Raw genomic sequence first — 11849 nt, 5'->3', positions numbered from 1 at the left:
TTTATTAAAAACAATCATTTGGCAGACCTGGCTGTAACGTTAGCAAGAACTTGACAGCCCCTTGTACCGTTTGACTATAGGACTGCAATAAATACAGTTATAAGAAGCGCCTTTGATAGTTACCTAACGACTCTTTCCTTTCATTCAGCTTTCAATGCCGGACTCATTCTTGAGCCCATGAAATAAAGTCGAAATTTCTTTTGATTGTGTGTGACCCGGACCCCGGTTGCGGGCATCAGTACAAGTAACCAGCCGAACGGTAAGCCCAACCGACGGCACATCACTTGATTGGGCATACAGAGAGAAGATCCTATGAACGCCCCGCTCCGTATCAACGAAGCACTTCTGATTGCCGACCGCGCATTCAAACCATTCAAATGCGTGGCCTGGGCTCCACAAGACGGTAATGGCGAACTCAGCCTGACCGTTATCGATCGCACCAGCACCAGCATTGGCCGCAAGCAGATCCCAAGCAGTGCTTATTCCGATCCTGCACAACTCGAACTGCTGCTGGAACAGGCCCGCGCCGAATTGAGCGAGGAAGGTTACACACTGCAGTCGTGGTCGATGCCGCACTGATCGTTTTGCGGATTACCCCGGGGTAATCCGCGCCCTCCCCCCGCCTTTTAGTTGGGCTGATGGTTCTCGCCCATACGCACTCATTGCCCCGTTAGTTTGAACTTTTGTGCGCCTGATACTTTGCAGGCTTGCCATTGGTTCGAAAAGACACTGTTGTGGCACACAGCGACTCTCCGTCTGTTAGTTCATACCGTTGTGCATCTCCCCATTCAGGGATTGAATGTTCTCCTTATAAAGTCGCCACCCAGACTTCTGGATAAGGACGACTCGCAAGGAGATGCGGTTCATGCCAATCCAGTCCGCCATTGCCCGCCCCGCCGTCCGGAACACTGCCGGCACTCTCGATACGACGTTTGCAGGCAACGGCAAAACCCAGGTGTATTTCGCCGACAGCCTTTGCAGCATGGCCAACGACGTCGCAATCGATGCCCGGGGCCGTATGCTGGTGGCGGCAAAGGTCGTCATGGCCGAGGGCAGCCGCTTTGGCCTGGCACGCTTGCTGGAGGATGGTTCGGCAGACCTTGCGTTCGGCAGGCAAGGCAGTGTCATCGGGCAATTCGAACCCGGATTCGAAGCCATGGGCGCCAAAGTTCTGGTCATGCCCGACGGCAATATCCTGTTGGCTGGCCTGCAATACGATAACGCACACCGCACGCTCCCGGGTCTGGCATTGTTCGATCAAGAGGGGCGCCTGGTTGAAAGCTTTGGCGATAATGGCCGCCGCGTCGTGCGATTGCCTGGTGGTCTGTCTCTCGGTATGCGCGATATCTGGCTGCCTCCCGGTGTGCCGGGCGCTGAAGCCTGCGATGTCGGCGTACAGCGAGACGGCCGGATCCTGATTCTGGCCAACCATCACTTCGAACAGGCCGATCACGTGGGCCTGTTGATACGGTTGGATGTCGAAGGCTCGCTGGACTGCTCGTTCAATGGCCGTGGCTTTGTGGTGGTCCGGCACCTGCTGATGAATACCTGGCTCAGCAGTCTGACGGTACAAGGTGACGGCCGGGTTCTGGTGGGTGGGTCGATCAACTTTCCTGAAGAAGGCTTGCTGGCGCGCTACCACGCCGACGGCCGCCTCGACGACAGTTTTGCCGTGGATGGATTCCTGACGTTCAAGGCGCGTGGGCATGGCGCCCGGGTCAGTCAGGTGGTCCAGCAAATCAACGGCGACGTCTTGTGTTTTGGCAGCAGTCGCGAACCGATGCACTGCCTGACTTTCAAGATGCACAGCAACGGCCGCCCCGACAACCACTGCAACGGCGGCCAGCCGCAGCGTCTGGTAATTGGCCACAACGGCTGCCAGTGGAATACCGCGCAGTTACAGCCCGATGGCGGTGTGCTGACGGCGGGCGCAACCATCGGCGGCATCGATGCAGACTTCATTGTCGGGCGATACCTGCCCAACGGCCTTCCCGATCGCCGTTTCGGCAAAGGCAGCGGCTATACACGAACTCGCCTGGGCCCGAGCCTGGATACCGCCACCTGTGTCGCGGCGCAGGCCAACGGAAACATCGTCGTCGGCGGCTATTCACTGCATGGAAACTACAAGGCGGTCATCGCTCGCTATCAGGGGTAGGCACGTGCATTTTTCCTGCGCTTGATCTTCTCACCCGCTTGCGGCAACTTGCGCGCTTCTTAAAACAAGGAGCAGCCGATGTCCGGTTCAATGGCCCAGGCGTTCGCGCACAACTTTCTCGGGCATTCACCCCGTTGGTACAAGGCCTGCATCGTCGGCTTTCTGATTCTCAATGCCCTGGTAATGTGGACCGCAGGCCCGGTGGCGGCCGGCTGGCTGCTGGTGCTGGAGTTCATCTTCACCCTGGCCATGGCGCTCAAGTGTTATCCGCTGATGCCCGGCGGCCTGTTGTTGGTCGAAGCCCTGCTGCTGAAGATGACCACGCCCCAGGCGCTGTATGACGAGTTGCTGCACAACTTCCCGGTGATCCTGCTGCTGATGTTCATGGTGGCCGGTATCTACTTCATGAAGGACTTGCTGCTGTACCTGTTCTCACGCCTGCTGTTGGGCGTTCGCTCCAAGGCCGCGCTGGCCCTGATGTTCTGCTTCTTGTCGGCCTTTCTGTCGGCGTTCCTCGATGCCTTGACCGTGACTGCCGTGATCATCAGTGCCGCCGTAGGCTTTTATTCGGTGTATCACCGCGTCGCCTCGGGTAACGACCCGCGCCAGGACAGTGAGTACAGCGACGACAAACATCTGCCGACCCTGCATCAGGGCGATCTCGAACAGTTCCGCGCCTTTTTGCGCAGCCTGCTGATGCACGGTGCCGTGGGCACCGCACTGGGCGGTGTGTGTACGCTGGTCGGCGAGCCGCAGAACCTGCTGATCGGCCATGAAATGGGTTGGTATTTCTACGAATTCTTCACCAAGGTTGCACCGGTATCCCTGCCGGTACTGGTTGCAGGCCTGGTGACATGCGTCCTGCTGGAAAAGCTGCGCTGGTTCGGATACGGCACGCTGCTGCCGGATAACGTCCGTGCGGTGCTGGCCAACTACGCCGCCGAAGACAATGCCGAGCGCACCGCCCGCCAACGTGCCGCACTTCTGGTGCAAGGCGCTGCCGCATTGATTCTGATCGCCGGGCTGGCGTTTCACATCGCCGAAGTGGGCTTGATCGGTTTGATGGTGATCGTGTTGATCACCGCGTTTACCGGCATCACCGACGAACACCGCCTCGGCACCGCGTTCAAGGACGCCATGCCGTTTACCGCCTTGTTGGTGGTGTTTTTCGCCGTGGTCGCGGTGATTCACGACCAGCAATTGTTCTCGCCGTTGATCCAATGGGTACTCGCACTGCCGGCGGACCAACAACCGGGCATGCTGTTCATTGCCAACGGCCTGCTGTCAGCCATCAGTGACAATGTGTTCGTCGCGACTATTTACATCACCGAAGTGAAGCGCGCATTCATGGCGGGTGAGATGACCCGCGAACATTTCGAGACACTGGCCATTGCGATCAACACCGGCACCAACCTGCCGAGCGTGGCGACGCCCAACGGCCAGGCAGCGTTCCTGTTCTTGCTGACCTCGGCGATTGCACCGCTGGTGCGTCTGTCTTACGGGCGGATGGTCTGGATGGCGTTGCCGTACACCGTGGTCATGGGCTTGCTCGGGTGGTATGCGGTGAGCTACTGGCTGTAATCCCCCGCCCCTGTGGGAGCGATCTTGCTCGCGATGGCGTCGGCACATTCACATCCAAGTGTCTGACAGACCGCTTTCGCGAGCAAGCTCGCTCCCACATTACCCGAGTCGGTGCCAGACGCGACCGTCACGGGTGAGCAATTCTTCGCCGGCCTTCGGGCCGTTTTCCCCGGCGGCATAGCTCTGCACGCTGGCGTCCTGCTGCCAGGCATCGAGGAACGGCTGTACGGCGCGCCAGCCGTTTTCAATGTTGTCGGCGCGCTGGAACAACGTCTGATCGCCGGTCAGGCAATCGTAGATCAGGGTTTCGTAGCCCGTGGACGGCTGCATCTCGAAGAAATCCTTGTAGGCAAACCCCAGTTCGATGTTGTCCATTTTCAGGGCCTGACCGGGACGTTTGGCCAACAGGTCGAACCACATGCCTTCGTTCGGCTGGATCTGAATGCGCAAATATGTCGGCTGCAACTCATCGACCTCGGTATCGCGAAACTGCGCATAGGGCGCCGGCTTGAAACAGATGACGATCTCGGTGTCACGCACACTCATGCGCTTGCCGGTGCGCAGGTAGAACGGCACCCCGACCCAGCGCCAGTTATCGATCATGACCTTGAGGGCCACATAGGTTTCGGTACTGCTGTCGGGTGCGACCTTGTCTTCCTGGCGATAGCCCGGCAGCACCTTGCCGTCGATTTCACCCGCGGCGTATTGACCGCGCACCGAGTTGGCGCGGGCCTCCTCGACCGTCCAGGGTCTGATCGCGCCGACAACCTTGGCTTTCTCGCCGCGTACCGCATCGGCGCCAAACGCGGCGGGCGGCTCCATCGCCACCATCGCCAGCAACTGGAACAGGTGATTGGGCACCATGTCCCGCAGCGCGCCCGTGTGCTCATAAAAACTGCCACGGGTTTCCACGCCGACGGTTTCAGCGGCGGTGATCTGCACGTGGTCGATGTAGTGATTGTTCCAGAACGCTTCGAACAGGCTGTTGGAGAACCGGCTGACCAGAATGTTCTGTACGGTCTCTTTGCCCAGATAGTGATCGATCCGGTAGATCTGCTTTTCCGTCATCACCTTGAGCAGGCAGGCATTCAAGGCCTCGGCCGTTTGCAGGTCGGAGCCGAAGGGCTTTTCGATCACTACCCTTCTGAAGGCCTCGGAGGTTTCTTCCAGCAAACCGGCGGCACCGAGTCGGCGCGCCACCTCACTGAAGAAACGCGGCGCGGTGGCCAGGTAGAACACCGCATTGCCGGTTCCGCTGTCGGCGATTTTCGCCGCCAGCGCTTGATAAGTGCTGTCGTCCAGGAAATCGCCCTGGACGTAGCTGATGCCTTTGGCAAGTCTGGACCAGACTTCTGGATCAAGGGTGTGATCACCCTTGCCAGCCATCTCGTTGCGAATGAAGTCTTCGAGCTTTTGCGCAAAACCTTCATCGCTGATGGCGTTGTGGTCAACGCCAATGATCCGCAGTCCATCCCCGAGCAGCCCGTTGCGCTTGAGGTTGTACAGCGCCGGCACCAACAGACGCTTGACCAGGTCGCCATGGGCGCCAAACAGAAACAGCGTCGTCGCGGGTGCAGGCTCAGCCTTGGATTTCCTGCGGATCACGTGGGTCATTTTTTCGAGGTCTCCACGTGGCCGCCGAAGCCGAAGCGCTGGGCCGAGAGGACCTTGTCGCCAAAGGTGCCCTGGCCGCGCGAGCGGTAGCGGGAAAACAGCGAGTTCGACAGCACCGGCACCGGCACCGCTTGCTCCATCGCTGCTTCGATGGTCCAGCGACCTTCACCGCTGTCGGCCACCGACCCGGAGAAACCGTCGAGCTTCGGATCACTGGCCAGGGCGTCTGCGGTCAGGTCGAGCAACCACGAGGACACCACGCTGCCACGACGCCAGACTTCGGCGATGTCGGCGACGTTCAGGTCGAAACGCTGGTCGGCTGGCAAGCTCTCGCTGTTTTTGGTTTGCAGAATGTCGAAGCCTTCAGCGAAGGCCTGCATCATTCCGTATTCGATGCCGTTGTGGATCATCTTCACGAAATGCCCGGCGCCAGCTGGACCTGCGTGAATGTAGCCACGCTCGGCACGATCGTCGTCGGACTTGCGGTCCTTGGTACGCGGGATGTCGCCCATGCCCGGGGCCAGGGTTGCGAACAGCGGGTCGAGACGCGTAACGGTCGCGGCATCGCCGCCGATCATCATGCAGTAGCCACGCTCCAGACCCCAGACGCCGCCGGATGTTCCGACGTCGATGTAATGCAGGCCTTTTTCCGACAGGGTCCTGGCCCGACGGATATCGTCCTTATAGAAGGTGTTGCCGCCGTCGATGATGGTGTCGCCAGCTTCGAGCAAGGTGCTCAGGGTGTCGATGGTCTCTTCGGTCGGTGCGCCTGCCGGCAGCATGACCCACACCGCACGCGGCCTGGCCAGGCCAGCGACCAGCGCAGGCAGATCCGTGACGCCGGTGGAACCCTCAGCGGACAGGGCTTCGACAAAGGCGGTATTGCGGTCGTAAACAACGGTGGTGTGCCCGTTGAGCATCAGGCGCCGCGCAATATTGCCGCCCATGCGGCCCAGTCCAATAATCCCGAGTTGCATGTGCTGATGCTCCCTACTACAAATAAAAAGTGTGTCAAAGGTTATAGCCCAACGCGACTCATGAGGTTAGTCCAGAGCGTTGGCGTGAAGTTTCCGGGCATTGTGCCCGATCCTGATGGATAACGTCGGGAATCAAGCCGAAGACACAACGACAATAAAAAATAAAAAAGTTCCATTCGGGAGCAAAAGAAATCAAAATCGGCGCCGATAGTAGATCAGCCGTTGATTACGACGCGGCTCTACAGTTGAGACACGCCATTTGCGAGGTGAGCAATGGGCACATTACATACCGCACTGCCAGCACAAACCCTTTACGTCACTATCCGTCGCGATGAGTTGCGCCAGTTGAAGGACGAACGCGATCAATTGAAACAGGAGCTGGCGCAGTTGCGACTGCTGCTGCAAACGGGTCAGACGCAGCCCCTGGCTGCGGTGCAACGCGCCCCACTCACCTGATTCCCCCGTCTCAAGCGGGAGCAGTCTGCACTGCTTCCGCACCGGCTCACGCCCTGCCATCTGCGGCAACTCACGAAATTTTCACAATTGTCTCACGATAATTACGCGTTTCAGGCCGCCCGGTTCCGTGCGGCCGTCGTTCGTCGTCCGCGATTTCCAAGTCCCGGCGGTGGTAGTGAATTCTCGGCTGGAGCGCTGAATGTCTTTGTTCGAACGCAGCAAAACGACTGCGGCAGGTTTTGATTGGGCCGGATTTGTCTGGCTGTTTGTATTCTTCTGGTACTTTTCCGGCATTACCCAACTGTTGATCCAGCTGACGGGCACCTCCGGGTTTTCCGGATTCCGCCAGGCCTTCGTCATGAGCGCGATCTGGCTGGCACCGATGCTGCTGTTCCCCAAACAGACCCGTGTCATGGCCGCCGTGATTGGCATCGTGCTGTGGGCATGCTCCATGGCGAGCCTGGGCTACTTCTTCATTTACCAGCAGGAATTCTCCCAGAGCGTCATCTTCATCATGTTCGAGTCGAACGTGGCTGAAGCCGGCGAGTACATGACCCAGTACTTTGCCTGGTGGATGATCCCGGCGTTCCTGGCCCACACAGCATTTGCCTATTTCCTGTGGACTCGCCTGCGCCCGGTGTACCTGCCCCGTGGCAAGGCCATCGTGGCGGCGCTGGGCATTGTCGTGGCGGTGGTCGGTTATCCGCTGATCAAGCAAACCTTGCGCACCGGCAGTTTCGCCGAAGGCTTCGACAAGTTCGAAACCCGCATCGAGCCGGCGGTGCCATGGCAGATGGCCGTGGCCTATCACCGTTACCTGGAAACCCTGGCCGGCATGCAGGACATGCTCAACAGCGCCAGCAGGATTGCACCGCTGCACAACCTCAAGGACGCCATGGCCAACACGCCTGCGACCCTGGTGCTGGTGATCGGCGAGTCCACCAACCGTCAGCGCATGAGCCTGTACGGTTACCCACGGCAAACCACGCCGGAACTGGACAAGCTCAAGGATCAACTGGACGTTTTCGACAACGTCATCACCCCGCGCCCCTACACCATCGAGGCGCTGCAACAGGTCCTGACCTTCGCCGACGAAGAAAACCCGGACCTGTACCTGTCGACGCCATCGCTGGTCAGCATGATGAAACAGGCCGGTTACAAAACCTTCTGGATCACCAACCAGCAGACCATGACCAAGCGCAACACCATGCTCACGACCTTCTCCGAACAGGCCGACGAGCAGGTGTACCTGAACAACAACCGCAACCAGAACGCCGCGCAGTACGACGGCGACGTGATCGAACCGTTCAACAAGGCCCTGGCCGACGGGGCACCGCGCAAACTCATCGTCGTGCATCTGCTCGGCACGCACATGAGCTACCAGTACCGTTACCCACAGGCCTTCGACAAGTTCCAGGACCGCAATGGCGTACCGGCCGGCGTACGTGACGATCAGGTGCCGACGTACAACAGCTATGACAATGCTGTGCTGTACAACGACTTCGTGGTGTCCAGCCTGATCAAGGACTACGCCAAAACCGATCCGAACGGCTTCCTGCTGTACCTCTCCGACCATGGCGAAGACGTGTTCGATTCCGCGGGTCACAACACCTTGGGGCGCAACGAGAACAAGCCGACGGCTCCGATGTACACCATTCCGTTCATGGCCTGGGCTTCGCCGAAATGGCGGGCCGGCCATGACTGGAACCTCGCCGGCGATCTGTCGCGTCCTTACAGCAGCTCGCACCTGATCCACACCTGGGCCGATCTGGCAGGCCTGAGCTTCGACGAACTCGATCGCAGCAAAAGTGTGGTCAGCGACAGTTTCAAGGCCCGGCCATTGATGATCGGCAACCCCTATGAACGTGAACAGCGCGCGTTGATCGACTTCAGCCTGATGAAGCCGAAAACGTCACCCGCGGTCGTTCAGCAGTAATCCTTTCAGGGTCCGCTTGCGGCCCCTTTTTCATGGGGCGGCCAGCGGTGAAGTTAATTCCCATTTAAGCGAATCGGCGGATAATGCCATTTCGACACTGCTTCATTGATTCATGGACGAAAGGCATCCGACAACTTTAGTGGGAGGCATACCATGAAACGCACCGCCGTGATCCTCGCCGGCCTGATGGCGCTGGGTTCGACCAGCGCATTCGCCGAAGGTGGAGCCGAACGCATGCGCTATTACTTCGAAAGTCTGCGACTGGCCCAGCAAGAAGCCCTCGGCCATCCGATCCAGAGCACCGAACTACGAGTGCCTGACGATCAAACCGCACAAATGACTGAAACCTACAGACCGAAATGATCCTCTGACTGCGGCTCTACAGTCGCAGAAGACCGTTTGGGCGTCCTGATGGACGCCCTTTTTTTGGGTTCTACACACATTTCCGGGACACTGACACTGTAGGAGCCAGCCTGCTGGCGATGGACTCAAGCGCGCCGCGTTCATCCAGTTCACCCGCGTCATCGTTAACGACCATCGCTGGCAGGCCAGCTCCTACAGGGGACCGCGTTTATCCGGTTCACACGCGCTATCGTTCACGACCATCACTGGCAAGCCAGCTCCTACAGGGGAGCATGCCCAAAAAACGTTCTGTCGATTTAGAGGCTCTTGGTCCAGAACAGCATGCGTCCATGGGCCGGGTCGAACATGCCGGCGGCGAAACCGGCTTTTTCATACGAGCCCTGCGCCACGGCATTGCCTTCCAGCACTTCCAGGGTGAGCTTGCAGCAGCCACGCTGACGGGCGATGTCCTCGACCTTTTGCAGCATCTTCTGGCTCAAGCCCAAGCCGCGAAATTTTTTCACCACCGACACGTCGTGCACATTGACCAACGGCCGGCAGGCAAAGGTCGAGAAGCCCTCGAAGCAATTGACCAGCCCGGCCGGCTCGCCCCCGACAAAGGCCAACACACTGAAAGCATGGGGGCGCCTGGCAAGCTCTGCCGGGAGTTGCTCCAGTACATGGGCTGGCAGCGGCTGGCCGCCCCCCATCGGGTCCTCGGCGTAGTGGTTCAACACCAGACAAATAGCCTCGGCATGCACCGGATTGGTGTAACTGGCCTGAAGCACAAGAATTTCTGCGGAGTCCATTTCCATCCTCGATCACACATGAAGTAGCCCCCAGCCTGTATTTCACGCTGAAGTACCGGCGGACCATAGCGCGAGCACCCGGGTATCTACAATCACCACCGCGTAATTCTTTGGCGATCAAACTCCCCAGATCAACGCTTCCGTCCACCCCAGCTCGGCAAAATCCTCGGCTCGCAAGTGCGACTCGCCGGCGCAGAAAAACTCGTCGAGTTGCGGTGGCTTGACCGTGGTGCCGCTGAGCATGGCGTGAACCTGACCGCGATGATGGATCTGGTGTTCGAACAAATGGGACAGCAGGCGCAAACGGCTGTCGTATTGCGGCGTGTCGCGGGCGATGGTCACTATTTTGCCGAGGCTGGCGTCGCGCAGCTGTTCGCAGTAAGCGATCAATCGGCGGTCGACATGGGCCTGTTCACGAACAAGGTCCGACGCGATGAGGCAGGGTTCGTCCTCCTTGAAAAACACCCGGCAATCGGGATGCGGATCGTCACCGCGCATTTCGCGCTCCAGCGCATCCACATAAAACCAGTCGCAGGTGAGAATGTGGTTGAGGGTCGCGCGGATACTGGGGAAGAAGCTGACCCGGGCGGCGATCAACTCCTGCGGGCTCAACTGCCTCCAGGCCTTGGCCAGTCGGTGGTTGGCCCAGGCATTCTGATAAGCCATGGTCAGCAGGTGGTGCGACAGGGGCTGATTCATGTGTGCTGCTCCCGATCAGACTTCGGCAAACCGTTGCAACTGCATTTCCTGCAATCGACTGAGGGTGCGGCGGAACGGGAATTCCAGATAACCCTCGGTATAAAGCGCTGCCATCGGCACTTGGGCCTCAACGTACAGCGGCACCTTGCGGTCGTAGCACTCGTCCACCAGCGCGATGAAACGTCTTACGCCGTCGTCATGCACCGACAATTGCGGCAGCTCGCGGTCCCCCGCTTCCACCCGCTCGACACCGTCCTCGGTACCGCGGGCGATGCGCCCGGCACGTTTTTGCGCGCTGAGGTTAGGTACGTCCCCCAACAGAATAGCGTCGAAGGTATCGCACAGGGCGATGAAATCCATGGCCGCGAAGGGTTGCTCGCACAGCGCGGCGTAACGGGTCCAGAGCACGGTCGGGCTGGCCTTGACCACTTCCAGCGAGCGGTAACCGACCGGGACCGGCTCGCACGATTCCGACTGGCCGTCGCTCAACGCCTGGAACACCTCACCCAGCGCACCGGGCTTGCCTGGTTCAGCCACCCAATAGCGCTGCGAAACGGCCCCCGGATGCAGGCGATGGTCTTCTGCGCCATTCACCGCGATCACCTGCATGTGTTGCTTGATCGCGGCGATGGCGGGCATGAAACGGTCACGATTGAAACCGTCGGCGTACAACTGGTCCGGCGGCAGGTTGGAGGTGCAGACCACCACGACGCCCTGCTCGAACATCACCTGGAACAGGCGTCCGAGAATGATCGCGTCGCCGATGTCATTGACGAACAACTCGTCGAAACACAGCACGCGCACGGCTTCGGACAACTCACGGGCCAACGCCTTGAGCGGGTCGGCGGTGCCGGTCAGTTGAAACGAACGCTGGTGCACCCAGCCCATGAAGTGGTGAAAGTGCTGGCGCCGCGCCGGTACTCGCAGGCTTTGGTAGAACTGGTCCATCAACCAGGTCTTACCGCGCCCCACCGGTCCCCACAGGTATACGCCGGTAACGGGTGAGCGGCCTTCATGCAGCGCTTCGTGGCATTTTTGCAGCGCCCACACGGCATGCTCCTGGGCCTCGTCCTGGACGAAGCCCTTTTGCTCGATCGCGTGCTGCCAGGCGCTTAAGGGGGATTCGATAGTCATGGGCGGCAGTATGCCATTGCGCAGTGATGACGTGACCGGCGATCGGCGGTTTTGTGCAGGGAAGAAATGCACCTTGACGATTTAAATTATCACCATCATATTTAATACATGTCTTTAGTCATCTATAAATCCTGCCGTCATCCCTC

Annotated in this window: 11 protein-coding genes; 6 read left to right on the top strand and 5 right to left on the bottom strand. The window is 59.3% G+C overall.

What is annotated here, in order from left to right:
- Positions 1-312: 312 nt before the first annotated feature.
- From PPUTUW4_RS12635 to nhaB, 3 genes are all read left to right on the top strand, one after another.
- Positions 313-579, top strand: a complete 267-nt coding sequence (locus tag PPUTUW4_RS12635; RefSeq protein WP_007970062.1) for a hypothetical protein — start codon at positions 313-315, stop codon at positions 577-579.
- Positions 580-865: 286 nt separating this feature from the next.
- On the top strand, positions 866-2155 hold the full coding sequence (locus tag PPUTUW4_RS12630) for a hypothetical protein (protein WP_015094993.1): 1290 nt from the start codon (positions 866-868) through the stop codon (positions 2153-2155).
- 78 nt (positions 2156-2233) lie between these two features.
- A complete protein-coding gene (gene nhaB, locus PPUTUW4_RS12625) occupies positions 2234-3736 on the top strand; it encodes a sodium/proton antiporter NhaB (RefSeq protein ID WP_015094992.1) in 1503 nt (500 codons plus the stop codon).
- Between the two features lie 99 nt (positions 3737-3835).
- Here the strand turns inward: nhaB and zwf are convergent, their stop codons facing one another.
- Both zwf and gnd read right to left on the bottom strand, forming a co-directional pair.
- Complete coding sequence (zwf, locus tag PPUTUW4_RS12620; protein ID WP_015094991.1) at positions 3836-5350, bottom strand: glucose-6-phosphate dehydrogenase; 1515 nt, start codon at positions 5348-5350, stop codon at positions 3836-3838.
- On the bottom strand, positions 5347-6327 hold the full coding sequence (gnd, locus tag PPUTUW4_RS12615; protein ID WP_015094990.1) for a phosphogluconate dehydrogenase (NAD(+)-dependent, decarboxylating): 981 nt from the start codon (positions 6325-6327) through the stop codon (positions 5347-5349). Before gnd ends, zwf begins: the two co-directional genes overlap by 4 nt.
- A 273-nt stretch (positions 6328-6600) precedes the next feature.
- Here gnd and PPUTUW4_RS28060 point away from each other — a divergent pair, with 273 nt between their 5' ends.
- The 3 genes from PPUTUW4_RS28060 to PPUTUW4_RS12600 all read left to right on the top strand — a co-directional run bounded on the left by PPUTUW4_RS28060 (position 6601) and on the right by PPUTUW4_RS12600 (position 9082).
- Complete coding sequence (locus tag PPUTUW4_RS28060) at positions 6601-6783, top strand: DUF6026 family protein (RefSeq protein ID WP_083884563.1); 183 nt, start codon at positions 6601-6603, stop codon at positions 6781-6783.
- A gap of 199 nt (positions 6784-6982) precedes the next feature.
- Entirely contained in the window at positions 6983-8719 is a 1737-nt protein-coding gene (locus tag PPUTUW4_RS12605) for a phosphoethanolamine transferase CptA (protein WP_015094989.1), read from the top strand.
- Positions 8720-8872: 153 nt separating this feature from the next.
- Complete coding sequence (locus PPUTUW4_RS12600; protein ID WP_015094988.1) at positions 8873-9082, top strand: hypothetical protein; 210 nt, start codon at positions 8873-8875, stop codon at positions 9080-9082.
- Between the two features lie 296 nt (positions 9083-9378).
- Here PPUTUW4_RS12600 and PPUTUW4_RS12595 read toward each other — a convergent pair whose 3' ends face one another.
- The 3 genes from PPUTUW4_RS12595 to zapE form a co-directional block, all read right to left on the bottom strand.
- Complete coding sequence (locus tag PPUTUW4_RS12595) at positions 9379-9870, bottom strand: GNAT family N-acetyltransferase (RefSeq protein WP_015094987.1); 492 nt, start codon at positions 9868-9870, stop codon at positions 9379-9381.
- 117 nt (positions 9871-9987) lie between these two features.
- Positions 9988-10569, bottom strand: a complete 582-nt coding sequence (locus PPUTUW4_RS12590) for a DinB family protein (RefSeq protein WP_015094986.1) — start codon at positions 10567-10569, stop codon at positions 9988-9990.
- Between the two features lie 15 nt (positions 10570-10584).
- Positions 10585-11703 carry a cell division protein ZapE gene (gene zapE / locus PPUTUW4_RS12585; RefSeq protein ID WP_015094985.1) on the bottom strand — a complete coding sequence of 373 codons (1119 nt, stop codon included), beginning with the start codon at positions 11701-11703 and terminating at the stop codon, positions 10585-10587.
- Between the last annotated feature and the right edge of the window lie 146 nt (positions 11704-11849).

It is taken from the genome of Pseudomonas sp. UW4, from assembly GCF_000316175.1.
Taxonomy (GTDB): Bacteria; Pseudomonadota; Gammaproteobacteria; order Pseudomonadales; family Pseudomonadaceae; genus Aquipseudomonas; species Aquipseudomonas laurylsulfatiphila.
Note: the sequence above shows the minus strand (reverse complement) of the source record. Positions and strands in the feature narration are given on the sequence as shown.

What these genes read in the sequence shown, in the direction of transcription:
- PPUTUW4_RS28060 (WP_083884563.1), top strand. Translation starts at nt 6,601, where the DNA reads ATGGGCACATTACATACCGCACTGCCAGCACAAACCCTTTACGTCACT.
- PPUTUW4_RS12595 (WP_015094987.1), bottom strand. Translation starts at nt 9,870, where the DNA reads ATGGACTCCGCAGAAATTCTTGTGCTTCAGGCCAGTTACACCAATCCG.
- PPUTUW4_RS12590 (WP_015094986.1), bottom strand. Translation starts at nt 10,569, where the DNA reads ATGAATCAGCCCCTGTCGCACCACCTGCTGACCATGGCTTATCAGAAT.
- gnd (WP_015094990.1), bottom strand. Translation starts at nt 6,327, where the DNA reads ATGCAACTCGGGATTATTGGACTGGGCCGCATGGGCGGCAATATTGCG.
- PPUTUW4_RS12605 (WP_015094989.1), top strand. Translation starts at nt 6,983, where the DNA reads ATGTCTTTGTTCGAACGCAGCAAAACGACTGCGGCAGGTTTTGATTGG.
- PPUTUW4_RS12635 (WP_007970062.1), top strand. Translation starts at nt 313, where the DNA reads ATGAACGCCCCGCTCCGTATCAACGAAGCACTTCTGATTGCCGACCGC.
- PPUTUW4_RS12630 (WP_015094993.1), top strand. Translation starts at nt 866, where the DNA reads ATGCCAATCCAGTCCGCCATTGCCCGCCCCGCCGTCCGGAACACTGCC.
- zapE (WP_015094985.1), bottom strand. Translation starts at nt 11,703, where the DNA reads ATGACTATCGAATCCCCCTTAAGCGCCTGGCAGCACGCGATCGAGCAA.
- PPUTUW4_RS12600 (WP_015094988.1), top strand. Translation starts at nt 8,873, where the DNA reads ATGAAACGCACCGCCGTGATCCTCGCCGGCCTGATGGCGCTGGGTTCG.
- zwf (WP_015094991.1), bottom strand. Translation starts at nt 5,350, where the DNA reads ATGACCCACGTGATCCGCAGGAAATCCAAGGCTGAGCCTGCACCCGCG.
- nhaB (WP_015094992.1), top strand. Translation starts at nt 2,234, where the DNA reads ATGTCCGGTTCAATGGCCCAGGCGTTCGCGCACAACTTTCTCGGGCAT.